Raw genomic sequence first — 24,810 nt, forward strand, 5'->3', positions numbered from 1 at the left:
TAATGATCGAGATTCATGTCGTTCATGCTGGCCTCTTCGCGGGCAAGCCCGCTCCCACAGTGTCCGTGTGTTACCCAAGTTCAATGGCAACCACTAGCTCTGTGGGAGCGGGCTTGCCCGCGATGAGGCCGGTGCAGTCAACGCAAGTCCGCGATCAGATGGTCAATCCGGCCTCCACCAACAGCTCCTCCAGCGCCAGCAGATCCGGCACCTTGGCCACTTGCTCGCCCACCTGCACCGCCGCCTGCTCAAGCGAGCACAACGGCACATCCACATAACTCAATTGGCTATCGAGCTTGCAGGAGCGCGGAATCCCCTGCACCAGCAGCGCGATGAATTTCAGCTCGGGCCGCCCGCCGAGGGTGTTGAGGATGACGATCCGCGCACGCTCGCCGATGACGATTTTCTGTGCGCAGGCCGACTCGAAACTCAGCAGCGGAATCTGCCGGTCGCGCCACGTCACCAGCCCCAGGTACCACGGCGGTGTGTCGAGGTCGAACGTCCCCGGCGGCTGGTAATCGATCAGTTCGGCCACGGCAACGTTGGGCAGGATCAGGATGCGGTCGGCCAACGGCAGCAGCAGGCCGGTGAGGTTGCTGGTGCGGTGCTCAAGCATGGGTCTTGCTCCACAAGGCGATGCTTTCGAGCAGCACCGATTCCTGGTACGGCTTGCCAAGGTAGTCGTTGACGCCAATGGCCATGGCGCGATCGCGGTGTTTCTGCCCTGTGCGCGAGGTGATCATGATGATCGGCAGGTGTTGCAGGCGTTCGTCGTTGCGTACCTGCGTCGCGACTTCGAAGCCATCCATGCGTGGCATCTCGATGTCCAGCAGCATCAGGTCGGGCATGTGTTCTTCCAGCAGCAGCATGGCATCGACCCCGTCCTTGGCGGTGAGCACGTTCATGCCGTGGCGTTCGAGCAAGCGACTGGTGACCTTGCGCACGGTGACCGAGTCGTCGACCACCATCACCAGCAGCGGACGCTGCGGCTCGGCCTCGACTTCCTGCCCCGCCGGACGCTGGGGGAGACGGGCCTGCATGGCGCGGATCGGCGCCAGCAAATCGAGGATCAACACCACCCGGCCGTCCCCGAGAATGGTCGCACCGGACACCCCTTGCACCGCGGCAAACTGCGGACCCAGGCTCTTGACCACAATCTCGCGAGTGCCGGCCATGGCATCCACCTGAACGGCGATATACCGCTCGTTGCACTGCACCAGCAACACCGGCAATGGCAGGCTCTGGCCCAACAGTTTCGGGCGCGGGATGGTTTTCAGCAGCTCACCCAGATAGCACAGCTCGTAACGTTGCCCGGCGTATTCGTAGGTTGGCGAATCGAAACGGAAATAGCCTTCGAGCTCGTTGGGCAGGACGCGAACGATGCCGTCGATGGTATTGAGCGGAATGGCGTACTGGTCCTCACCGCACTGCACCATCAGCGCCCGGTTGACCGATACGGTAAACGGCAGGCGAATGCGGAAATGCACGCCCTGCCCGGGTACCGAGTCGATGCTCATGGTCCCACCCAGTTGCCGCACCTCTTCGTGCACCACGTCCATGCCGACCCCGCGACCGGAAATCTGGGTGATTTTCTCGGCGGTGGAAAACCCCGGTTGCAGGATGAACTGCAACACATCGTGATCACTGATGACGCTGTCCGGGGCCAGCAAGCCGCGCTTGATCGCCTTGCGCCGCACCGCGTCCAGCGGCACACCGGCACCGTCATCACGGATGTCGAAAATGATGTCGCCGCCTTCGCGCAGCAGATCGAGGGTGATCTTGCCCTTGGCCGGTTTCCCTGCCGCCAGCCGCGCGTCGACTGACTCCAGGCCGTGGTCGACGGCGTTGCGCAGCATGTGTTCCAGCGGCGCGGCCATGCGTTCGAGGACATTGCGATCCATCTCGCCTTCGGCGTTATCGACGATGAAATCCACGTCCTTGCCCAATTCGCTGGACACCTGCCGAACGATGCGCTGCAAACGCGGAAGCATGCGTTCGAACGGCACCATGCGCGTGCGCATCAGGCCTTCCTGCAGTTCGGTGTTGATGCGGCCCTGCTGCTGCAACAGGTTTTCCGCATCCTGATTGCGGCGTTCGAGGGTTTCCTTAAGGTCGAGCAAGTCGGAGGCCGATTCGAACAGCGCCCGGGACAGTTGCTGCAACTGTGAGTGGCGGTCCATTTCCAGCGGGTCGAATTCTTCGTAGCCCAGACGGTCGGCGTCGACTTGCTGGCGGCTGAGGATCCGCCCCTGGGTTTCGGTATCGAGGCGGCGCAACTGGTCGCGCATGCGCTCGATGGTGGTCTCCATCTCGCTCAAGGCGATGTGTGCATCGTTGACCTGCTGTTCGATGCGGCCACGGAAGATCGATGTTTCACCGGCCAGGTTGACCAGATCATCGAGCAGCTCCGCCGAGACCTTGACCATGTCCGCCCCGGTATCGGACGGCGGCGCCGGCGGCTCGGCCTTGGGCGTGGCCGACGGTGCAACCGGTGCGGGGATTTCAGGTTCGGCTGGATGGCTGAAGTTCCTGATCGCATCGATCAAGCGGTCGGCGGGAGGCATGGGCTCACCGGCGCGGGCCGCGTCGAGCATCTGCGCCAGGCGGTCATGGCTGCGCTGCAACAGCGCGAACAACGGCTCCGTCGGTTGCAGCGCGCCAGTGGACAAGCCTTCGTAGAGAAATTCCAGTTCATGGGCCAGATCACCGATCGCGGCGATTTCCACCATGCGCGCACCGCCCTTGAGGGTGTGCAGGTCGCGCAGCAGGGTTTCCACTTCCTGGCGATTCGAAGGCTGGGCCTGCCAGCGCTCCAATGCCGCCCCAGAGCTTTCGATGATGTCGAAACCTTCCTCGAGGAAGATTTCCAGCAATTCCGGATCGTGCCCGGCCGAGTCGCTGTCGATCGCTTGCCGGGCCGCCTCGGCGACACCCGCATGACCTTGGCGATAGGCACGAATGGCTTCGATCAGCTCATGGGAATCGTCCAGTGGCTGGTTGAGTTGCAACTGTTCAAGGTACAACGCCAATCGCTCATGGCTCTGTTGCAGCAGCACCGCCAGTGAATCGCTGAAGGCGTAGCGACGGTCCAGCAGGCCTTGGTAAAGGCTTTCCAGTTCATGGGCCAGATCGCCGACCGGCCCGACCTCGGCCATGCGCGCGCCGCCTTTGAGGGTGTGCAAATCCCGTTGCAGCGACGACAGCGGCGCGGCGTTGTCCGAGTCGCGCAACCAGCGCTGCAAGGCCTGTCCGGCGCTTTCGAGGATATCCACCGCTTCTTCAAGGAAGATCGCAACGATTTCATCGTCCAGCTCGACCGCGCGGTCCCTTGTAGGAGCTGGCTTGCCAGCGAGGGACTCACCGGCACTGCGTTTACTCAGTGAAAACGCGTCATTGTTAACGTCCATCGCTGGCAAGCCAGCTCCTACAGGGGGTTGCGCCGTGCGCTCGAGTTCCTCGGTGGCAGAACCCAGCTCGCGGATACTCAGGCTCCGGCTGCCATCGCTGCGGATCAGGCCCATGGCCGACGGGTCAAGGCTCTCGTCGAGCAGCTCGCGCAAGGCCCTGATCCGTTGCGGCTGCGGGCTGATTTCCTGGCCGGCGGCCAGTTCGTCGAGCATGTTGATCAGCGCTTCGCGGGCATGCTGGGCTTCATGGAAAAACCGTTCGCTGACCGCAAGGCTGCTTTCTTCCACGGCACCGTACAGGTCGAGCAACGCTTCGCACAATTCGTCCACCGGGTGCAGGTCGGCCAGATGCGCGCCTTCGCCGAGGGTGGTTAATTCGTCCAGCAGCGCGCTGAGCTCCTGACGTTCACCGGGGTGTTGCTGCCAACGCTGCAACAGGCTTTCGGCGTCCAGCAGGATGTCCATGCCCTGGGCGAGGAAGTTGTTGATCAGTTGTGGGTCACGCTTGATCCGCAGCCCCGTGTTCGGCGTGCTCAGGAGGTTTTCCAGACGCTCGGCCAGCAGCGCCCTGGCCCGTTCGGTCAACCCCCGGGCGCCGGGAATTTCCGCCAGCGGATCTTTCTTGAGCTGACGCAAACCGAGGCGGAACAACCCTTCTGCTTCCAGCAGCAATTCGACTTCATCCAGATCCAGCGCGATCAGGTGCGCCTTGTATTCACGGGCCAGTTGATCCAACGGGGCAGCCAGTTCGGCAATCGGCAACACGCCGGCCATGGAGGCACTGCCCTTGAGGGTGTGCAAGGCGCGCTGCAATTGGTCGCTGGCCTGCAACGGCACATGTTCGGCGGCCTGATCAAGGAAGCGATTGAGGCTGCCCAAGTGGGTTTCGGCCTCTTTGCGGAAGATCTCCAGCAACAGCGGGTCGAGGGCCGCGACATCTTGCGTATCCTCATCGGACACCGGCTCCTCGCCCTTGGCCAGGGCATGAGCACGGGCGGCCAACTGGTCGACATCGTTGCGCTGGCGCTGGGCATTGGCGGCGTATTCGGCCACCAGATCCGGCAGCAGATGCAGCACATCGCCGATCAGTTGTTGCACGGTGGCACCCGGCTCCACGCTGTTTTCCAGTACGCGGTTGAGCAGGTTTTCCACGGCCCAGGCCAGCTCGCCCAGCACCAGGGCGCGCACCATGCGGCCACTGCCCTTGAGGGTATGGAAGGCGCGGCGCAGCTCACTCAGGGCCGAGCGGTTGTCAGGGTTGATCGACCAGCGTGGCAAGTACTCGCGCAGGATTTCCAGGACTTCGTCGGTTTCTTCGAGGAACACCTCGCGCAACTCCTCGTCCACCGGCTCTTCGCCCGAGGGCGGCGGCAGCAGGCTGCCCGGGGTGTTCAGCGCGGGTGGGTTCAGGCTCGAAACCGGGCTGGCGAGCACGTCTGCCAGGGTCTGGACGATCTGCGGATCATCCAGTTCCTGCATCATCTGCATGACCTGCGCCTCGCTCGGGTTGAGCACATCATCGAGCACTGGCACATGCTGCTCACTGGGGAAGAACCCGAGGCTCGCCAGGCTCTTTTGCGCGACATCGAGCAGGTTTTCACCTTGCGCTTGCGGGTCGTCGCTGAGGCGCTCGAGGTAGTACTCGATGCTGGTGATCACGTCGGCCAGGCTGTCCAGTTCCTGCCAGCCCGGTTGACCCGGTTCGAGCAACAGGTGCTCGCGAATGAAGTGGTTGCAGGTTTCGACCAGGCTCGCCGCGCGGCTCAGCGGAATCATCGCCAGCGCGCCGCGCACCTGGGTCAGCAAGGCCGGCAGCGCCTGCAAATGCTGACGATCCCAATCGGCGTCGATGTAGTCGACGATCATGTCCTTGGCCTGCTGCAAACAGATGCGGGCCTCCTTGATCACGATCTGGTGGATCTGCGTCAGGTCGGTGGTCGGCAGGCGGTTGTCGTCCTGGCTCTCCGGCTCCACGGTACCGACCATGCCGGCCAGCGTCGCTTCGACATACAACAAGGCCCCGGCAACGTCCATGAGGATGGCATCGTTGGGTTCACGCTGGCCCTGAGCGAGGCTGAGCACCACCGCCAATTGATCGATGATCACCTTGCGCGGCTGGCCGAAGCCCAGGACCGCCAGGGTGTCGGCAATCTGCCGCAGCGGCGCCAACAGGCTGTCGAGGTCGGAGGTGTGCTGGCGGTCACTGCGTACGAACAGGTCCAGACGCTCCTTGACCCGCACCAGCTCTTCACACAGCGCCGCCAGCACCGAGCGCATGGCGTCGCGGTCGGGACCGGCCAGCCGCGCGCGTTCTTCATCGACCATCGCGCTGTCGGGCAGCGCGTCGTCCAGTGAGTAGCGTTCTTTCATGGTCAGCATCTGCCCGGTGGGATGTTCGGCCTTGGCAATGTAGAACAGCAAACTCTTGAGCAGCTCCGGCGGGGCCGGCTGATTGATACCGTGCATGCCTTGCTCGAGCAAGCGCTTGAGCTCCTTGTCGGCATCCTTGAACAGGCTGCGCAAGGCCGGGCTGTTGGCAATGACACCGCCCTGCATGCCTTCGACCAGCGCCGACGCCACCTGCCACAACGGGCTCAGGGGCGCGTTGCCGCACAGCGTTTCGAGGCGGGTGAAGACCTTGGCCAGGTAGTCGAGGTTGGTGTCGTTGTCCTGCTCGCGCAGGAATCCGACCAACGCCATTTGCAGCATCTGCCGCAGCTTGCGCAGCACATTGGGCAATTCGTCCGGTTCCAGCTGCGCCAGCGCTTCTGCGTTCAGCGCCGGCAACTCCGGCAATAGCGGGCTGAACAGGCTGGTTTCCGACAACAGGCTTTCGCCTCGGGCGCTGCGCAGGTCGTTGATCAACGGCAGTACCACCAGCGGCAAATCGCGGCGCGCGCCTTGCACCCGGTCCAGATAAATCGGCAGTTGCCCAAGGGCCTGCATCAGCAGGTGCAGTGCCTCGTCGCGATGGCTGACACGGTTGCCCTGCAAGGCCATGGCCAGTTGTTCCATCTCTTCGGCGAGCAACGCCGCGCCGTAGAACTCGACCATCTGCAAACTGCCGTGGACCTGATGGATGCACGCCAGGCAATCATCCAGCGCATGCGTCGCCTGCGGGTCATCGAGCAGGTTTTCGATCGCGTGATGAGCCTGTTTCAGCGTTTCGGCAATCTCGCCCTTGACCCACTCGAGGGCCACATAGTCGTGCCGATCACCCATAACCACTCCAATCACAATTCAGATACCCATGGGCGGTTCAAGCTTTGTCCACAACCTGCGCCTTGGCATCCGGCAAGGTGAAACCGGACACCGAACGACGCAACTGACTGGCCATTTTCGCCAGGTTGCCGATGCTGTCGGCAGTGGCGGTGGAGCCCGACGACGTCTGCGAGGTGATCTGCTGGATCACGTTCATCGTCAGGGAGATTTGACCGGCTGACGACGTCTGTTGTTGCGCCGCATTGGAAATGCTCTGGATCAACGCCGCAAGTGTCTTGGACACGCCTTCGATTTCTTCCAGGGCCACACCGGCATCCTGCGCCAGCCGGGCGCCGCGTACCACCTCGGTCGTGGTCTGCTCCATGGAGATCACCGCTTCGTTGGTGTCGGTCTGGATCGCCCGCACCAGGGTTTCGATCTGCCGGGTGGCGGCGGATGAGCGCTCCGCCAGTCGCTGCACTTCATCGGCGACCACGGCGAAACCACGACCGGCGTCACCGGCCATGGACGCCTGGATGGCCGCGTTGAGGGCAAGGATGTTGGTTTGGTCGGCAATGTCATCGATCAGGCTGACAATGTCGCCGATTTCCTGGGAGGACTCGCCCAGGCGCTTGATGCGCTTGGCGGTGTCCTGAATCTGCTCGCGAATGTTGTCCATGCCGTGGATGGTGTTGTGCACCACCTCGTTGCCCTTGTTGGCGATTTCCACCGAGCGCTCGGCCACCGCCGACGACTCAGCCGCGTTGGCCGACACCTGGTCGATGGACTCGGCCATGTCGTTGATCGCCATGGAGGCCTCGGATATCTGCTGGGCCTGATGTTCCGAAGCCTGGGCCAGGTGCATGGCGGTGGCCTGGGTTTCCTGCACGGCGGCGGCCACCTGGCCGGCGGTGAGGTTGATGGTCGCGACCAGGTCGCGCAGCTGGTCGACGGAGTAATTGATCGAGTCGGCAATGGTGCCGGTAAAGTCTTCGGTCACCGAGGCCGTCACTGTGAGATCGCCATCGGCGAGGTCTTCGATCTCGTCGAGCAAACGCATGATCGCATTCTGGTTGCGCTCGTTTTTCTCGGCGGTTTCACGCAACTGACGATTGGTTTCGCGCACCATCACCATGCCAATCAGGATGATCGAGGCCAGCGCCAACAGGCCCAGCACATAACCGCCTATGGTGTCGGTGGTGCGCCCGCCGACCATGTTTTCAAAACCGCTGGCCAGGTGCGAGGCTTCGTCGAGCAGGGTTTGCGACAGACTGAAGATGTTCGAGGCCGATTCGCGGACCTTGAACAGTTGCGGCGAGGTTTCGAGAATCTCGTCCACCGAGCCCGATACGAACTCGAACAGCTCGGAGATTTCCGCGAGCCGCGCACGGGCGTCGCGATCTTCAACCTGGCTGACCTTGAGTGCCGGGTCGCCCTGGAGCATGCCGTTGAGCACCTTGCCGAACTGCGTCGCGTCACGTCCGAACGCATCGGCGGCCTGCTGTGAATTCTCGTCGCCGGCCAACACTGTGTTGACCGCGCCGAGAATCCGCTCGGCCAGCAGCGATTGACGCTGGGCCATCGCCACCTGGGTCGCCGGGGCGCCCCGTTGCAGGAGAATCTCGACGACTTTTTCGTATTCGACCTGCAACTGCGGCACGGTCTCGGCCAAAGTCGCGGCGACCTGATGCAGCGACAGTACGGTTTGTTCGCTGGAGAGAATCGCGTCGGTGTTTTTCAGCAGGCGTTCCCAGTCCTGTTGCACGGCGCGCATCTCCGGACGCACGGTGGAGGGGGCTGGCGGCAGACCGGTCGCCGGGTCGCCCTTTTTCAGATAAGCCCAGCGCTGGGCAAAGTCGTTGCGCGCATCGCTGAGCAACTTGAATGCGGCAGCCTTGCCGGCGGCGGCTTCGGTGGCGTTCTTGGCGATACGCTGGGACAGCACGCGCAGTTCGCCGGCGTGGCCGATGTACTGTTTGTCGTAGGTAGCCTGGGTGTTGAGGTACGCGAAGTTGGCGAACAGCAGCATGATGAAGACGATCAGCGCGATGAACAGCACGATAATCTGCGACCTGCTGCGCGACCCTTCCATTGGCTTGCCTGCTTTTGCTTTTATCATCGGTCCTCGCCTGTTAACCCATTTCCGGGCCTGCCCGGGACCTTGTGGGAGCGGGCTTGCTCGCGAAAGCGGTAGATCAGCCAATATCAATGTTGTATGGACTGCCGCCTTCGCGAGCAAGCCCGCTCCTACAAGGGTCCGTGTTTACACCGCGACGTTCATGAACCCCTGAGACCGCGTCAATGCAAACGGGCTGAACACCTGCCAGCACTGCTCGCGCTGAAACCGGCCTTTGACAAACGCCGCCATCGTCCCTTTCAACTCACCTGCCGGCACCGGCTCCAGGCTGTCCTGGGCAAAGTGCTGCAGGCCGAAGATTTCATCGACCAGCAACCCGGCAAACACTTCTTCATGTTCCACCACCAACACCCGGCGCTGACGGCGCGCCGTCGAAAGCTCGTGACCGAAGAAGCCGCACAAGTCCATGACCGGCAGCAAACGCCCGCGCAGGTTGGCGACCCCCTTGACCCAGGGTTTGACTCCCGGCAACTGAGTGAGGCGTGGCTCGTGCAAGACCTCGCTGACTTCGCTCATGGGCGCGACATACCAGTGCTCGCCCAGGCGAAAACCGATGCCGCTCCAGCTGTCCCGCCGGGCCGGCTGGGACGGCAAGTCCGCCGCCAGCAAACGACAGCGCTGGTCGATTTGCAGCAGCAGTTCGAAAGCCGTCAGCGACTCGTTCATGGCCTGACGATCAACCGGCCAGCACGTTGTTCAGGGTCTTGATCAGGGTGTCTTCATCGACCGGCTTGGTCAGGTAGTCCCTGGCGCCCTGGCGCGTGCCCCAGACCTTGTCGGTTTCCTGATCCTTGGTGGTGATGATGATCACCGGGATATGCCCGGTGTCCGGGTCCTTGGTCAATTGGCGGGTCGCCTGGAAGCCGTTGAGGCCCGGCATGACAATGTCCATCAGGACCGCATCGGGCTTTTCCTGGCGGGCCAGGGCCACGCCGTCGGCGCCGTTTTCGGCTTTCAACACTTCATGGCCGTGCTTTTCCAGCATGCCGGTCAGTTTGTACATTTCGGTCGGCGAATCATCGACGATCAGAATACGTGCCATGGTCTTCCCCATTTTTGTCGACGCCAGGCCCGATGGCCGAGCGTCACTGTGCGTGTCCTACTGCGGCAAAACGGCGGCGAAACCAGGAACATGGGCCTGGATCGCATCAAGCAATTCTTCCTTGCTGAAAGGCTTGGTCAAAAACTGGTCGGAGCCGACGATGCGCCCCTTGGCCTTGTCGAACAGCCCGTCCTTGGACGACAGCATGATCACCGGCGTGGACTTGAACGCACTGTTGTTCTTGATCAGGGCGCAGGTCTGGTAGCCATCCAGGCGCGGCATCATGATGTCGACGAAGATGATGCCGGGGTGGTTGTCGGCAATCTTGGCCAGGGCATCAAAACCGTCGATGGCCGTGATGACCTCACAACCCACATTCTTGAGCAGCGTTTCGGCGGTGCGACGGATCGTCTTCGAATCGTCGATCACCATGACCTTCAAGGCGCTGGGGTGTCGTTCCATAAAATGCTCTACCGTCGCCTTTGCGAAACAAATTGTCCGTTTGCCGGTTAACGCGGCTCGAAACCCTTGATGCTCAAGGGCCAGCACGACATGGCAGCCTTTTTAGCACAGTCTCCAGAACCAATCTATCAGCCGGCCTGCAAGGTGGTTTTTCCTTGACCGGGAACACACTCGGCGCCACTCTGACGCCACTTTTATACGCTGATCTTTTGTAGGAGCGAGCTCGCTCGCGATGGTCGTCAACGATGACGCGCCTTCGCAGGATGAGCGCGGCGCCCTGAAGCGCATCGCGAGCGAGCTCGCTCCTACAGGTCGCCATAGCCCCCAAATTTCGAGGAAACACCCATGAGCGTTCGCGTCGGGATTGTCATGGACCCTATCGCCAGCATTTCCTATAAAAAGGATAGCTCGCTGGCCATGCTGCTGGCCGCGCAGAAGCGTGGCTGGGAGCTGTTCTACATGGAGCAGCGCGACCTGTATCAGGGCGAAGGCCAGGCACGGGCGCGGATGCGTCCGCTGCAGGTGTTCGCCAACCCGGAAAAATGGTTCGAACTGGGCGCTGAAAGCGATGCGTTGCTGAGCGATCTGGACGTGATCCTGATGCGCAAGGATCCGCCGTTCGACATGGAGTTCGTCTACTCCACTTATTTGCTGGAGCAAGCCGAGCGCGCTGGCGTACTGGTGGTCAACAAGCCGCAAAGCCTGCGCGACTGCAATGAAAAGCTGTTCGCCACACTGTTCCCGCAGTGCACGCCGCCGACTGTGGTCAGCCGCCGCGCCGACGTACTGCGCGAGTTCGCCGCCAAACACGGCGATGTCATCCTCAAGCCGCTGGACGGCATGGGCGGCACTTCGATTTTCCGTCACCGCGCGGGCGATCCGAACCTGTCGGTTATCCTCGAAACCCTCACCGCCCTTGGCGCCCAGCAGATCATGGGCCAGGCCTACCTGCCAGCGATCAAGGACGGCGACAAGCGCATCCTGATGATTGATGGCGAGCCTGTGGATTATTGCCTGGCGCGGATTCCGGCCCAGGGCGAAACCCGCGGCAACCTCGCCGCCGGCGGCCGTGGCGAAGCCCGCCCGCTGACGGACAAGGACCGCTGGATCGCCGCGCAAGTCGGTCCGACCCTGCGTGAAAAAGGCCTGCTGTTCGTGGGTCTGGACGTGATCGGCGAGCACCTGACCGAGATCAACGTCACCAGCCCGACCTGCATTCGCGAGATCGATAATGCATTTAGCACCGACATCGGCGGCCTGTTGATGGATGCCATCGATCAGAAGCTCAAGGCACGTTGATTAGCCAAACCAACATTGCGTTATCATGCGCGGCCTGTAAAAACGCGATGTTGGTTTCCTTGTCATGACACTCCCGTCCGATCTGCCTGCCGAACTCGCCCACCGCGGCGTGCGCCCGGCCGATCGTCTCGGTTTTACCCTGTTCCTGGCAGCGCTGATCCACCTGGCCTTGCTGTTGGGCGTCGGGTTTGCGGTGGTCGAGCCCAAGCAGATCAGCAAGACCCTGGAAATCACCCTCGCCACCTTCAGAAGTGAAAAGAAGCCCGAGAAAGCCGATTTCCTGGCCCAGGAGAATCAGCAAGGCAGCGGCACCCTGGATAAAAAGGCGATTCCCAAGACCACCGAGGTCGCGCCCTTCCAGGACAACAAGGTACAGAAAGTCACGCCACCGCCGGCCGCCAAGCCTGAGGTGCAGGAAGCGCCACCGAAGGCAGCTGTGACCACAGTGGCGCCGAAGCCGAAAAAAGCCCCCGCCAAGACCGAAGAACCCAAGATCGAGGCCAAACCCCAGGTCCAGGCGCCGACGTTCGACAGTGAGCAATTGTCCAGCGATATCGCCAGCCTCGAAGCGGAACTGGCCGCCGAACAACAGCTGTACGCCAAGCGCCCGCGCATCCACCGCCTGAGCGCGGCCTCGACCATGCGCGACAAGGGCGCCTGGTACAAGGACGAATGGCGCAAGAAAGTCGAGCGCATCGGCAACCTCAACTACCCCGACGAAGCGCGGCGCAAGCAGATCTACGGCAATTTGCGCCTGATGGTCTCGATCAATCGCGACGGTTCGCTGTATGAAGTACTGGTGCTGGAATCTTCCGGCCAGCCGCTGCTGGACCAGGCGGCGCAACGGATTGTCCGACTGGCGGCGCCATTCGCACCGTTTACCGGGGATTTGTCGGATGTTGACCGGCTGGAGATCATCCGGACCTGGAAATTTGCCCGCGGCGACCGCCTCTCAAGCAACTGACCACCACAATTCCCTTGTGGGAGCGGGCTTGCTCGCGAAGGCGTCAGGTCAGTCGACATCGATGTTGAATGTGCCGGCCTCTTCGCGAGCAAGCCCGCTCCCACCCTGGATCTGAGTTGTTGACGGGTATTCGGGGTATTTCCCATGCATCCCCAGCTTGTCAGTTTGCCCCCCGAACGCCACACTAGCGCACATGAAAAACGTCAGCCCCAGCTACCTCAAGCATCAATTCCTGATCGCCATGCCACACATGGCCGACCCGAACTTTGCGCACACCTTGACCTACATCGTCGAGCACACGGCCAATGGTGCCATGGGGCTGGTGGTCAACCGTCCGCAAGAGCTGAGCCTGGCCGATATCCTCGAGCAATTGCGCCCGGATATCGAACCGCCGGCGCTCTGCCAGCATGTGCCGATCTTTATCGGCGGCCCGGTGCAGACCGACCGCGGCTTCGTCCTCCATCCCAAGGGGCTGAGCTTCCAGGCTACCGTTGATCTGGAAGACGACTTAGCCCTGTCGACCACCCAGGACATACTGTTCGCCATCGCTGACGGCGTCGGCCCGGAAAAAAGCCTGATTGCCCTCGGCTATGCCGGTTGGGAAGCCGGGCAACTGGAGGCCGAACTGGCGCAGAACGCCTGGCTGACCTGCCCGTTTGACGCCGACATCCTGTTCAACACCAGCAGCGAGCTGCGCCTGGAAGCGGCGGCCAAGCACCTGGGCGTCAACCTCAGCCTGCTCACCAGCCAGGCGGGGCACGCCTGATGGCCCTGCGGTTGATTCTCGGATTCGACTACGGCACCAAACAGATCGGCGTTGCAGTCGGCCAGGTGGTTACCGGCCAGGCCCGCGAGCTGTGCACCCTGAAAGCGCAGAACGGCATTCCCGACTGGAACCAGCTCGAAGCGCTCATCAAAGAGTGGAAACCCGATGCCGTGGTAGTCGGCCTGCCGTTGAACATGGACGGCACGCCCAGTGACATGTGCGCCCGCGCGGAAAAGTTCGCCCGGCGCCTGAACGGACGCTTCAACCTGCCCTTTTATACCCACGATGAACGCCTGACCACCTTCGAGGCCAAGGGCGAACGCCTGGCCCGTGGCGGCCAGAAAGGCAGTTACCGCGATAACCCGGTGGATGCCATCGCCGCCGCCCTGCTGCTGCAAGGCTGGCTCGACGAGAATGGCGCACTGTTCGAATCCTGAAGAGCCGCTGCGCGTCTCTATTAGCTACAACCCGAGCCACCTGCAGCAGCTTTAACCAAAAAGCAGGGCCCGGGCCCAAGAAGGAGCAACCATGAGCCTGCCAAATCCCGCCGAACTGATCAGCCAGATGGCGACCCGACTTGACGCTTATCTGGCCAAACGAGGCATTAGCGATCCGCGTTTCATCGGCATCCGCACCGGTGGCGTCTGGGTGGCCCAGGCCCTGCTCAAGGAACTGGGCAGCGCAGAGCCCCTCGGCACCCTGGACGTGTCCTTCTACCGCGACGATTTCAGCCAGAGCGGCCTGCACCCACAGGTTCGCCCATCGGCGCTGCCGTTCGAGATCGAAGGCCAGCACCTGGTGCTGATCGACGACGTGCTGATGAGCGGCCGGACCATCCGCGCCGCCATGAACGAACTGTTCGACTACGGCCGCCCGGCCAGCGTGACGCTGGTGTGCCTGCTGGACCTGGACGCCGGCGAACTGCCGATCCGCCCGAACGTGGTTGGCGCCACCCTGTCGCTGGCGGCCCACGAACGGGTGAAGTTGTCCGGCCCGGAACTCGCCCTCGAACTGCAAGACCTCGCCCTTTAATTCGCCCTATTGAGAGTCCCCCTTGCGATGACGCCTCTAGAAACCAAGCGCCCGCTGCAGCTCAATGATCAGGGCCAGCTGCGCCACTTCCTATCGCTCGACGGTTTGCGCCGCGAGCTGCTGACGGAAATCCTCGACACCGCCGACTCCTTCCTCGAAGTCGGCGCCCGGGCCGTGAAGAAAGTCCCGTTGCTGCGCGGCAAGACCGTGTGCAACGTGTTCTTCGAGAACTCGACCCGCACCCGCACCACCTTCGAACTGGCGGCCCAGCGGCTCTCGGCGGACGTGATCACCCTCAACGTGTCCACGTCGTCGGCGAGCAAGGGTGAAACCCTGCTCGACACCCTGCGCAACCTGGAAGCCATGGCCGCCGACATGTTCGTCGTGCGCCACGGTGACTCCGGTGCCGCGCACTTCATCGCCGAACACGTTTGCCCGCAGGTGGCGATCATCAACGGCGGTGACGGCCGGCACGCACACCCGACCCAGGGCATGCTCGACATGCTGACCATCCGCCGGCACAAGGGCGGCTTCGAGAACCTTTCGGTGGCCATCGTCGGCGACATTCTGCATTCGCGGGTCGCGCGCTCGAACATGCTGGCCCTGAAAACCCTCGGCTGCCCGGACATCCGCGTGATCGCGCCGAAGACCCTGCTGCCGATCGGCATCGAGCAATACGGCGTGAAGGTCTACACCGACATGGCCGAAGGCCTGAAAGACGTCGACGTGGTGATCATGCTGCGCCTGCAGCGTGAACGCATGACCGGCGGCCTGCTGCCGAGCGAAGGCGAGTTCTACCGCCTGTTCGGCCTGACCACCGCGCGCCTGGCCGGCGCCAAGCCCGATTGCATCGTGATGCACCCGGGGCCGATCAACCGTGGCGTGGAAATCGAGTCGGCAGTGGCCGACGGTCCGCATTCGGTGATCCTCAACCAGGTGACCTACGGGATCGCCATTCGTATGGCGGTACTGTCCATGGCCATGAGCGGGCAGACTGCGCAACGCCAATTCGAGCAGGAGAACGCCCAGTGAAGCTCAGCATTCTCGGTGCCCGCGTGATCGATCCGGCCAGCGGCCTGGATCAAGTGACCGATATCCACATTGAAGCCTGCAAAGTCGTCGCCCTTGGCGCTGCGCCAGCCGGTTTCGTTGCCGTCGACACCATCGACGCCAAAGGCCTGGTGGCCGCTCCCGGCCTGGTCGACCTCAACGTTGCCCTGCGCGAGCCGGGTTACAGCCGCAAAGGCTCGATCGTCAGCGAAACCCGCGCAGCGGCGGCTGGCGGCGTGACCAGCCTGTGCTGCCCGCCGAAGACCAAGCCGGTGCTGGACACCTCCGCGGTGGCCGAACTGATCCTCGACCGCGCCCGTGAAGCCGGCAACACCAAAGTCTTCCCGATTGGCGCCCTGAGCAAAGGCCTGGACGGCGAACAGCTGGCAGAGCTGGTTGCACTGCGAGATGCAGGTTGCGTGGCTTTCGGCAATGGCCTGGAGAGTTTCCGCAACACCCGCACCCTGTGCCGGGCGCTGGAATACGCAGCGACTTTCGACCTGACCGTGATTTTCAACTCCCAGGATCACGACCTCGCCGAAGGTGGCCTGGCCCACGAAGGCCCGACCGCCAGCTTCCTCGGCCTGCCGGGCATTCCGGAAACCGCGGAAACCGTAGCCCTGGCCCGGGACCTGCTGCTGGTCGAACAGACCGGCGTGCGCGCGCACTTCAGCCAACTCACCAGCGCTCGCGGCGTAGCCCTGATCGCCCAGGCCCAGGCCCGTGGCTTGAAGGTCACGGCGGATGTCGCCCTGTACCAGCTGATCCTGACTGACGAAGCGCTGATCGATTTCAGCAGCCTCTATCACGTCCAGCCACCGCTACGTACCCGCGCCGACCGCGAGGGCCTGCGCGCTGCGGTGAAATCGGGCGTGGTCTCGGCCATCTCCAGTCATCATCAACCCCATGAACGCGACGCCAAGCTGGCACCGTTCGGCGCGACCGAGCCGGGCATCAGCAGCGTCGAACTGCTGTTGCCACTGGCAATGACCCTGGTCGAAGACGGCTTGCTGGACCTGCCGACGCTACTGAAACGCCTGAGCGTCGGCCCCGCCGAGGCCTTGCGCCTGCCAGCAGGCAAACTGGCGGTGGGTGGTGCGGCGGACATCGTGCTGTTCGACCCGGCGGCCTCGACCGTGGCGGGTGAAAGCTGGTTGTCCAAAGGCGAAAACTGCCCGTTCATCGGCCACAGCCTGCCGGGCGTGGTGCGTTACACCCTGGTGGATGGCCGGATCAGCCACCAGGCGTAGGACCCTGTGGCGAGGGAGCTTGCTCCCTCGCCACATTAATCAGCGACTCTGTGCGTTACGCACGGAAACCTGATCATTCAACGTCCAGAAGTCATATAGCCCTCCTGCCCCTCCTCCACTACCTTTCCCCAAACAGCACATCCGCATCAAGAACATTTCTACAAACGATGGCGAATAAAACTATCCAGCGAACAGAAATTTCTGACTTCTCATCATCTGTGCGAAAGGAACTTCGCAACATACAGAAATAGCCTACAAAGTTATTCAATGCAGACTCAACAACCATCACTTAGTATAAAAATAGCACAAGGAAAAACCACTTCCCTCTGAATACAAATGCTGTACAACCAAGGAGCAACACATGAAAAATGGACTTACCCTACCTCCTATCGTAACGAAAGGAACAACGGGCAACTCAGGTGGCTTTACAGTTAATCCCGGGTTCAACTGGGGAGCCTATGCGACTGCAGATTGGCAGGGAGCCGGTGAAGCCATCATCACCAACGACGGGCAAACTTACTCACTACCACTATGCGATGGCCCCGTCATTACCTCAGCCGAAATGGATATGTTCCATGCCTGGCTCGAAATGAAAAGTGGCATAAAAGCCTTTACTTATGAACTGCAAATGGTAGGCAGAGCAATTAACAACGACGCCTCGGGCGCCATTCAAGACCTTTGGAAAATCACGGAGAGCGACAACTACCTACTAAATAATTCTTCGATCATTACTCATGCCTACTTCAAAAACAAACTCGTAAACTTCAGCCTTGCCGACACCTTCGTAACGCAACAAAAACTAAGCAACCTTGACGCACTGATCAAAGTCGCATCAACAAGCCTGTACAATATCAACTATGAAACACAAACAACCGAACTATCAGGTGGAACATTTAGTCCTGTCAAAGCATTTGCTCACTACCTATGGGGAAATGGAGAGAAACTGCGAGTCAATATAAATAATATAGGCCTCAACATAAAGGCGAGTGAAATTCCACTGCTAGCCAACACCATAGTCAGCACCAGAGAATCCGGAAGATACTATTTATCTGATCCAAAAGTACCTTACGGCACTAATGACGACAGCAAAATCACAGGACATTATCTAGGGCGAATAACATTGAAAATCGAAGGAGATTTTACAAGAGAAGAAAACGGCTCTTGGATTTTTGAAGGAACTGCAAAAGCCTATACTGACTTATACGACTTCAACGAAAGCAACAGATCAACACTACTCGAGATTTTAACCACAGCAGGCAGGGCACTATCAGGAACGGATTATGAAATCGACATAACAGGAGAGCACAAAATAAGGCTAACTGGAACTGGCTTCCAGCCGGATCTGCACTAGATAAATCCGTTAGAGTTTTCAACTATCAACTGCACCCAAGAAGAGCCCACATGAAGACTCTCTACAAACACCTGAACTACATCTACCCTTTACTTTTAGCGATCACTTCCAGCGTAGCAATATTTACCATAGAAAGAAATTTGAGCGCAGGCATTTACGACATAGATCGAGACTCAATCGGAATACCAATAGGCGCAATCCTGATTGCGGGCTTAATGCTATTCATATTTCACCTGATGCAAATATTTTTATACAGGAAAGCCCGTAAATACCATACCAATGCAATCTTGATAAAAGTATCAGCGCTGACAATTGCAATTGCATCGCTTGCGATTCTCTCCGACAGCATAAATTACTGGGCCACCCCAAACCACTTCATCATTTCAATTTTCTACAGCTTCGGCACAATGGCATTTTTAACGCTTCAGCTTCAATTACTGAAAGCATTTCAGTAACCACCCATAGGCTGTAATTCAAGCGGGCAGATAGCCGGATCAGTCACCAGACGTAAAACCCTGCGGCGAGAGGGCCTGCCCCCCCCTCGCCGCAGAAATCAGCGACTCTGTGCGTTACGCACGGAAACCTGATCATTCAACGTCCAGAAGTCATACAGCACGCCAATGAAGAACAACCCGCCCGTGAGCAGGTACAGCAGCCCGCTGATCCATTTCCCCTGATACATCCGGTGCACGCCAAACACCCCGAGAAACGTCAGCAGAATCCACGCCACGTTGTATTCGATCGGCCCGGCGGTGAACCTCAGGTCCGCTTCACGGTCCATGGACGGGATCAGGAAAACGTCGATCAGCCAGCCGATGCCCAGCAAGCCGAAGGTGAAGAACCAGATCGTCCCGGTCACCGGCTTGCCGTAATAGAAGCGGTGAGCGCCGGTAAATCCGAAAATCCACAGCAGGTAACCGATCACTTTGCTGTGGGTGTCTTGCTGCTGGACTGTCTGTTGATAGGGGTTCATGAATGACCTCGATTCGTGCAATAGATAAATATTCTTGAATTCTTTGTGACTTTTTTACAGGCACCCGACGTATGGCAGGTGCTACCTTCACTCCTGTCAAAGCCTTGTAACACCTGACTTGTGTCGGACAATTGCGCCAATTTGCCGCTATTTTGCCGCCATTGCCCCCCTGGTTGAATCGACCAACGGCCTCGGAGGCGCCAAAAAAGCTGTTATAAAGTTGCGCGCTAACTTATTAAGAGCCTTGCCTAATGCGTTCATTTTTCAAGACATGGCTAACCATTTGCCTTTTGATGCCACTGGCCGCCCACGCCACCAATCGTGAGCAACGTCTTCCTAACGTTAATGGTTACACCCCCAAATCCCACGTTTCTGCTCCTTCGAGCAAAAACAAAAAAAACGCTAAACACGCTCCGACCCTGGCCAGCGACAAAAGCGGCCTGGTTCCACCGATGGGCACCAAGGACAGCAGCAACGTACTGAGCCGCGCTGTAAACGTCCTGGGCACTCCCTATCGTTGGGGCGGCAGCAGCCCAAGCAAAGGCTTCGATTGCAGCGGCCTGGTGAAATACGCGTTCAACGACGCCACGTTCGACCTGCCTCGCACCTCCAACGCCATGGCCAGCGGTCATGGGGAGAAAGTCGATCGCGACGACCTGAAGCCGGGCGACCTGATTTTCTTCAACATCAAGAGCCGTCGGGTCAATCACGTTGCCATTTACCTGGGCAACGACCGCTTCATCCACGCGCCACGTCGCGGCAAGTCGGTGAGCATCGACACTTTGAAGAAACCGTACTGGGAAAACCACTACGTGGTTGCCAAGCGGGTTCTGCCGAAAGAGCCGAATCAGTTGCGTGTGGTTCAGCGCTGATTTCAGTGTCCTGAATCCGTATCGAACATGATGACCCCATCGCGAGCAGGCTCGCTCCTACAGGATTGATGCAGTCCATGTGGGAGCGAGCCTGCTCGCGATGGCGTCCTTGAAAACGCCACACTCCTCTCAAATCCCATCCGGTGACCGCGCCTTCTCCTGCGCATGCTCACGACTGACCAGCCCCCTGGCCACCAAGCCCTTCAAGCTCATATCCAGCGTCTGCATTCCCAACGCCCCTCCCGACTGAATCGCCGAATACATCTGCGCCACCTTGTCCTCGCGGATCAGGTTGCGGATCGCCGACGTTCCCAGCATGATCTCGTGGGCCGCGATGCGTCCGCCGCCGACCTTCTTCACCAGTACCTGGGACACCACCGCCAGCAGCGACTCGGAGAGCATCGAGCGCACCATCGACTTCTCGTCCCCCGGAAACACATCGATCACCCGGTCGATGGTTTTCGCCGCCGACGTGGTGTGCAGCGTGCCGAACACCAGATGGCCAGTTTCTGCCGCGGTCAGCGCCAGGCGAATGGTCTCCAGATCGCGCATTTCCCCCACCAGAATCACATCCGGGTCTTCGCGCAGTGCCGAACGCAATGCGGTGGCAAAGCTACGGGTATCGCGATGAACCTCACGCTGGTTGATCAGGCACTTGCGCGACTCGTGAACGAACTCGATCGGGTCTTCGATGGTGAGGATGTGATGATGGCGATGGGTATTGAGGTAATCGATCATCGCCGCCAGCGTGGTGGACTTGCCGGAACCGGTCGGACCGGTCACCAGCACCAGGCCACGGGGAGCGTCGGTCATCTTGCGAAACACTTCACCCATGCCCAGTTCGTCCATGCTCTGCACTTTTGCCGGGATGGTGCGAAACACGGCACCCGCGCCACGGTTCTGATTGAACGCATTGACCCGGAAACGCGCCACTCCGGGTACTTCAAAGGAAAAGTCGGTTTCCAGATGTTTCTCGAAGTCCATGCGCTGGGTGTCATTCATGATGGCGAAGACCAGCGCCTGCACCTGCTGGTGGTCCATCGCCGGCAGGTTGATGCGTCGCACATCGCCATCCACCCTGATCATCGGCGGCAGGCCGGCGGACAAGTGCAGGTCGGATGCGCCCTGTTTAGCGCTGAACGCCAGCAGTTCGGTGATATCCATTGCGCCTCTCAATTCCAGTAGAATGCCGCGAACCTTCAGACCGCTGGCGCCTCTTGATGTCCACCATAGCAGACAACATTCTTGAAGTTAGTTCGCGCATCCATGCCGCGACACTCGCCGCCAACCGCACCGAAAACTGCGTCCAGCTGTTGGCCGTGAGCAAGACCAAACCCGCACAAGACCTGCGTGAAGCCTACGCCGCCGGCCTGCGCGACTTTGGCGAGAACTACCTGCAGGAAGCACTGGGCAAGCAGCTCGAACTGGCCGACCTGCCCTTGATCTGGCACTTCATTGGCCCCATTCAATCGAACAAGACTCGTGCCATCGCCGAGCACTTCGACTGGGTGCATTCCGTGGATCGTCTGAAAATCGCACAACGCCTGTCCGAACAACGTCCCGCCGACTTGCCGCCGCTGAACATCTGCATTCAGGTCAACGTGAGCGGTGAAGCCAGCAAATCCGGTTGCACCCCGGCCGACCTGCCGGCCCTGGCCAACGCGATCAACGCCCTGCCGCGCTTGAAGTTGCGCGGGTTGATGGCGATCCCCGAGCCGACTGAAGATCGCGCCGCCCAGGATGCCGCATTTGCTGCCGTGCAGAGCCTGCAAGCCAGCCTGAACCTGCCGCTCGACACACTTTCCATGGGCATGAGCCACGACCTCGAGTCGGCCATCGCCATGGGCGCCACCTGGGTCCGAATCGGCACCGCCCTGTTCGGCGCTCGCGGCCCCTCACCAATGCACGGCCAGCCATGAACCATGGCCGGCACACTTCTGAACAAGGACCTGACATGAGCAAGACACGTATTGCCTTTATCGGTGCCGGCAACATGGCTGCCAGCCTGATCGGCGGCCTGCGGGCCAAGGGTCTGGAAGCCGCACAGATCCGCGCCAGCGATCCGGGTGAAGAAACCCGCGCCCGCGTGAGCGCGGAACACGGTATCGAAACCTTCGCCGACAACGCCCAGGCCATCGTGGACGCCGACGTCGTCGTCCTCGCGGTCAAGCCCCAGGCGATGAAAGCCGTGTGCGAAGCCCTGCGCCCAAGCCTCAAGCCCGATCAACTGGTGGTTTCGATTGCCGCGGGCATCACCTGCGCCAGCATGAACAACTGGCTCGGTGCCCAGCCGATCGTGCGCTGCATGCCCAACACCCCGGCGTTGGTGCGTCAGGGCGCGAGCGGCCTGTTCGCTACAGCCCAAGTGTCAGCTGAACAGCGTCAGCAGGCCCAGGAGCTGCTGTCCGCGGTCGGCATCGCCCTATGGCTGAATGAAGAGCAGCAACTGGACGCCGTCACCGCCGTTTCCGGCTCGGGCCCGGCGTATTTCTTCCTGCTGATCGAGGCCATGACCGCCGCCGGCGTGAAACTCGGCCTGCCGGCGGACATCGCCGCGCAACTGACTCTGCAAACCGCACTGGGCGCCGCACACATGGCGGTCTCCAGCGACGTCGACGCTGCCGAGTTGCGCCGCCGTGTCACTTCGCCTGCGGGCACCACGGAAGCGGCAATCAAGTCGTTCCAGGCCAATGGCTTTGAAGCCCTGGTCGAAACAGCACTCGGCGCTGCGGCGCATCGCTCGGCCGAGATGGCTGAGCAACTTGGCCGCTAATCAGCTCTTACAAAGGACTCAATAATGCTAGGACTCAACGACGCTGCCGTTTTCATCATTAAAACCTTGGGCAGCCTGTATCTGCTGATCGTGCTGATGCGCTTCATCCTGCAACTGGTTCGGGCGAATTTTTACAACCCGCTCTGCCAGTTCATCGTCAAGGCCACCCAACCGTTGCTCAAGCCTCTGCGTCGGTTCATTCCGAGCATGTTCGGCCTGGACATGTCGTCGCTGGTGCTGGCTCTGATCGTGCAGATGCTGCTGATGGCGGTCATCCTCACGCTCAAGGGCTTCGGGTTTGACTGGCTGCTGCTGGTGCCATGGTCGGTGATCGCCCTGTTCTCGCTGTTCTTGAATGTGCTGTTCTACGCGATGATCATCAGCGTGATCCTGTCCTGGGTTGCCCCGGGCAGCCACAACCCGGGGGCCGAGCTGGTCGCGCAGATCACTGAGCCGGTACTCGCCCCGTTCCGCCGCTTCATCCCGAGCCTGGGTGGCCTCGATATTTCGCCGATCTTCGCGTTCATCGTGATCCAGTTGCTGCAAAGCTGGCTGATCCCGCGCCTTGCGTACTATGCCTTCATGCCGCAGGGTCTGCTCGGCCTGGTCTGATGAGCTACTTCCGCTGGGACGGTGACGACCTGATTCTGGAGTGTCACCTGCAACCGGCAGCCCGTAGCGATGATTTCTGCGGGCTGCACGGCGATCGCCTGAAGATCCGTCTGACCGCACCGCCAGTCGAGGGCAAGGCCAACGCGCACCTGATGGCCTTTCTGGCCAAGGCCTTTGGCGTGTCCAAGAGCCAGGCCAGCTTGATCAGCGGCGAGTTGAACCGGCAGAAACGGGTGCGGATTTGCGCGCCGAAGAAGTTGCCGGAGTTGCCAGGACTGATGCGACAGAACTGATATACCGAGGTGCTGCCTTCGCGAGCAAGCCCGCTCCCACAGGGGTATGCATTCCAATGTGGGAGCGGGCTTGCTCGCGAATGGCGCACCTCGGTCTTGTTGAATGAAAACAGGCCCGGCCTTTGCTTGCCGCTAACCCCAGCGGTCTTTAGACTTACGCCTCATTTCAATGAGAGCAGGGTCGATGCCAGCTGCCTTTCCCCCCGATTCTGTTGGTCTGGTGACGCCGCAAGTGGCGCACTTCAGCGAGCCGCTGGCCTTGGCCTGTGGTCGTTCGCTCCCGGCCTATGACCTGATTTACGAAACCTACGGCACGCTCAATGCCACGGCGAGCAACGCCGTGCTGATCTGCCACGCCTTGTCTGGCCACCACCACGCCGCCGGCTATCACAGCGCCGACGACCGCAAGCCCGGTTGGTGGGACAGCTGCATCGGCCCTGACAAGCCAATCGACACCAACAAGTTCTTCGTGGTCAGCCTGAACAACCTCGGCGGCTGCAACGGCTCCACCGGCCCGAGCAGCATCAACCCTGAGACTGGCAAACCATTCGGCGCCGACTTCCCGGTCCTGACCGTCGAGGATTGGGTGCACAGCCAGGCGCACCTGGCAGATCGACTCGGCATCGCCCAGTTCGCGGCCGTGATCGGCGGCAGCCTCGGCGGCATGCAGGCGATGCAATGGAGCATCACCTACCCCGACCGCATCCGTCACTGCCTGGCCATCGCCTCGGCACCCAAGCTGTCGGCACAGAACATCGCGTTCAACGAAGTGGCGCGCCAGGCAATCCTCACCGACCCTGAATTCCACGGCGGTTCGTTCCAGGAACACAACGTGATCCCCAAGCGCGGCCTGATGCTGGCGCGGATGGTCGGGCACATCACTTACCTGTCCGATGACTCCATGGGCGAGAAATTCGGCCGCGGGCTGAAAAGCGAGAAGCTCAACTACGACTTCCACAGCGTCGAGTTCCAGGTTGAAAGCTACCTGCGCTATCAGGGCGAAGAGTTCTCCGGGCGCTTCGATGCCAACACCTACCTGTTGATGACCAAGGCGCTCGATTACTTCGATCCGGCGGCGAACTTCGACGATAACCTGGCGAAAACCTTTGAAGGTGCCAAGGCCAAATTCTGCGTAATGTCGTTCACCACCGACTGGCGCTTCTCCCCTGCCCGCTCGCGGGAACTGGTGGATGCGCTGATGGCCGCGCGCAAGGACGTCTGCTACCTCGAGATCGACGCACCGCAAGGCCACGACGCCTTCCTGATTCCGATCCCGCGCTATCTGCAGGCATTCGGCAATTACATGAACCGCATTACGTTGTGAGA

General features: G+C 60.7%; 23 protein-coding genes. 15 read left to right on the forward strand and 8 right to left on the reverse strand.

Annotated features, from left to right (window positions below; genetic code table 11):
• Positions 1–154: 154 nt before the first annotated feature.
• The 6 genes from ACLD1X_RS08040 to pilG form a co-directional block, all read right to left on the reverse strand.
• On the reverse strand, positions 155–616 hold the full coding sequence (locus tag ACLD1X_RS08040) for a chemotaxis protein CheW (RefSeq protein WP_429366858.1): 462 nt from the start codon (positions 614–616) through the stop codon (positions 155–157).
• Positions 609–6,629 (reverse strand): Hpt domain-containing protein, encoded by a 6,021-nt coding sequence (locus tag ACLD1X_RS08045; protein WP_429366859.1) that lies wholly within the window; start codon positions 6,627–6,629, stop codon positions 609–611. Before ACLD1X_RS08045 ends, ACLD1X_RS08040 begins: the two co-directional genes overlap by 8 nt.
• Positions 6,630–6,666: 37 nt before the next feature.
• A complete protein-coding gene (locus ACLD1X_RS08050; protein WP_429366860.1) occupies positions 6,667–8,727 on the reverse strand; it encodes a methyl-accepting chemotaxis protein in 2,061 nt (686 codons plus the stop codon).
• A gap of 144 nt (positions 8,728–8,871) precedes the next feature.
• On the reverse strand, positions 8,872–9,411 hold the full coding sequence (locus ACLD1X_RS08055; RefSeq protein WP_429366861.1) for a chemotaxis protein CheW: 540 nt from the start codon (positions 9,409–9,411) through the stop codon (positions 8,872–8,874).
• A gap of 10 nt (positions 9,412–9,421) precedes the next feature.
• The gene (gene pilH, locus ACLD1X_RS08060; protein ID WP_085716385.1) at positions 9,422–9,787 is read right to left on the reverse strand and encodes a twitching motility response regulator PilH; all 366 of its coding nucleotides are present in this window, start codon (positions 9,785–9,787) and stop codon (positions 9,422–9,424) included.
• A gap of 57 nt (positions 9,788–9,844) precedes the next feature.
• Entirely contained in the window at positions 9,845–10,249 is a 405-nt protein-coding gene (gene pilG / locus ACLD1X_RS08065) for a twitching motility response regulator PilG (RefSeq protein WP_429366862.1), read from the reverse strand.
• 345 nt (positions 10,250–10,594) lie between these two features.
• On the opposite strand from pilG, the gene gshB reads away from it, so the two are divergent.
• The 9 genes from gshB to ACLD1X_RS08110 all read left to right on the forward strand — a co-directional run bounded on the left by gshB (position 10,595) and on the right by ACLD1X_RS08110 (position 18,416).
• The gene (gene gshB / locus ACLD1X_RS08070; protein WP_429366863.1) at positions 10,595–11,548 is read left to right on the forward strand and encodes a glutathione synthase; all 954 of its coding nucleotides are present in this window, start codon (positions 10,595–10,597) and stop codon (positions 11,546–11,548) included.
• 64 nt (positions 11,549–11,612) lie between these two features.
• Positions 11,613–12,512 (forward strand): energy transducer TonB, encoded by a 900-nt coding sequence (locus ACLD1X_RS08075; RefSeq protein ID WP_429366864.1) that lies wholly within the window; start codon positions 11,613–11,615, stop codon positions 12,510–12,512.
• Between the two features lie 193 nt (positions 12,513–12,705).
• Complete coding sequence (locus ACLD1X_RS08080) at positions 12,706–13,278, forward strand: YqgE/AlgH family protein (RefSeq protein ID WP_429366865.1); 573 nt, start codon at positions 12,706–12,708, stop codon at positions 13,276–13,278.
• Positions 13,278–13,715 carry a Holliday junction resolvase RuvX gene (gene ruvX / locus ACLD1X_RS08085; protein ID WP_008019952.1) on the forward strand — a complete coding sequence of 146 codons (438 nt, stop codon included), beginning with the start codon at positions 13,278–13,280 and terminating at the stop codon, positions 13,713–13,715. Before ACLD1X_RS08080 ends, ruvX begins: the two co-directional genes overlap by 1 nt.
• A gap of 91 nt (positions 13,716–13,806) precedes the next feature.
• Positions 13,807–14,310: a bifunctional pyr operon transcriptional regulator/uracil phosphoribosyltransferase PyrR gene (gene pyrR / locus ACLD1X_RS08090; protein ID WP_008019953.1), complete on the forward strand. Its 504-nt coding sequence runs from the start codon at positions 13,807–13,809 to the stop codon at positions 14,308–14,310.
• Positions 14,311–14,337: 27 nt separating this feature from the next.
• A complete protein-coding gene (locus ACLD1X_RS08095; RefSeq protein WP_053163287.1) occupies positions 14,338–15,342 on the forward strand; it encodes an aspartate carbamoyltransferase catalytic subunit in 1,005 nt (334 codons plus the stop codon).
• The gene (locus ACLD1X_RS08100; protein WP_429366866.1) at positions 15,339–16,610 is read left to right on the forward strand and encodes a dihydroorotase; all 1,272 of its coding nucleotides are present in this window, start codon (positions 15,339–15,341) and stop codon (positions 16,608–16,610) included. The genes ACLD1X_RS08095 and ACLD1X_RS08100 overlap by 4 nt, the downstream gene beginning before the upstream one ends.
• Before the next feature lie 361 nt (positions 16,611–16,971).
• Positions 16,972–17,961, forward strand: coding sequence for a lipid II-degrading bacteriocin (locus ACLD1X_RS08105; protein ID WP_429366867.1), 990 nt, complete (start codon positions 16,972–16,974; stop codon positions 17,959–17,961).
• 50 nt (positions 17,962–18,011) lie between these two features.
• Positions 18,012–18,416, forward strand: coding sequence for a hypothetical protein (locus tag ACLD1X_RS08110; protein ID WP_429366868.1), 405 nt, complete (start codon positions 18,012–18,014; stop codon positions 18,414–18,416).
• 98 nt (positions 18,417–18,514) lie between these two features.
• Here the strand turns inward: ACLD1X_RS08110 and ACLD1X_RS08115 are convergent, their stop codons facing one another.
• The gene (locus ACLD1X_RS08115) at positions 18,515–18,934 is read right to left on the reverse strand and encodes an NINE protein (protein WP_429366869.1); all 420 of its coding nucleotides are present in this window, start codon (positions 18,932–18,934) and stop codon (positions 18,515–18,517) included.
• 251 nt (positions 18,935–19,185) lie between these two features.
• Between ACLD1X_RS08115 and ACLD1X_RS08120 the strand changes: the two genes are divergently transcribed.
• Entirely contained in the window at positions 19,186–19,806 is a 621-nt protein-coding gene (locus ACLD1X_RS08120) for a C40 family peptidase (RefSeq protein ID WP_429366870.1), read from the forward strand.
• A 129-nt stretch (positions 19,807–19,935) separates the two neighbouring features.
• Here the strand turns inward: ACLD1X_RS08120 and ACLD1X_RS08125 are convergent, their stop codons facing one another.
• Positions 19,936–20,970: a type IV pilus twitching motility protein PilT gene (locus ACLD1X_RS08125; RefSeq protein WP_429366871.1), complete on the reverse strand. Its 1,035-nt coding sequence runs from the start codon at positions 20,968–20,970 to the stop codon at positions 19,936–19,938.
• A 56-nt stretch (positions 20,971–21,026) separates the two neighbouring features.
• On the opposite strand from ACLD1X_RS08125, the gene ACLD1X_RS08130 reads away from it, so the two are divergent.
• The 5 genes from ACLD1X_RS08130 (at position 21,027) to metX (ending at position 24,808) form a co-directional block, all read left to right on the forward strand.
• On the forward strand, positions 21,027–21,725 hold the full coding sequence (locus ACLD1X_RS08130; protein WP_429366872.1) for a YggS family pyridoxal phosphate-dependent enzyme: 699 nt from the start codon (positions 21,027–21,029) through the stop codon (positions 21,723–21,725).
• 35 nt (positions 21,726–21,760) lie between these two features.
• A complete protein-coding gene (gene proC, locus ACLD1X_RS08135; RefSeq protein ID WP_429366873.1) occupies positions 21,761–22,579 on the forward strand; it encodes a pyrroline-5-carboxylate reductase in 819 nt (272 codons plus the stop codon).
• A 24-nt stretch (positions 22,580–22,603) separates the two neighbouring features.
• Positions 22,604–23,191 (forward strand): YggT family protein, encoded by a 588-nt coding sequence (locus ACLD1X_RS08140; RefSeq protein ID WP_429366874.1) that lies wholly within the window; start codon positions 22,604–22,606, stop codon positions 23,189–23,191.
• On the forward strand, positions 23,191–23,484 hold the full coding sequence (locus tag ACLD1X_RS08145; RefSeq protein WP_429366875.1) for a DUF167 domain-containing protein: 294 nt from the start codon (positions 23,191–23,193) through the stop codon (positions 23,482–23,484). The genes ACLD1X_RS08140 and ACLD1X_RS08145 overlap by 1 nt, the downstream gene beginning before the upstream one ends.
• Before the next feature lie 184 nt (positions 23,485–23,668).
• The gene (metX, locus tag ACLD1X_RS08150; protein ID WP_429366876.1) at positions 23,669–24,808 is read left to right on the forward strand and encodes a homoserine O-succinyltransferase MetX; all 1,140 of its coding nucleotides are present in this window, start codon (positions 23,669–23,671) and stop codon (positions 24,806–24,808) included.
• Positions 24,809–24,810 lie beyond the last annotated feature (2 nt).

This window comes from Pseudomonas sp. 18173 (genome assembly GCF_050432945.1).
Classification (GTDB): domain Bacteria; phylum Pseudomonadota; class Gammaproteobacteria; order Pseudomonadales; family Pseudomonadaceae; genus Aquipseudomonas.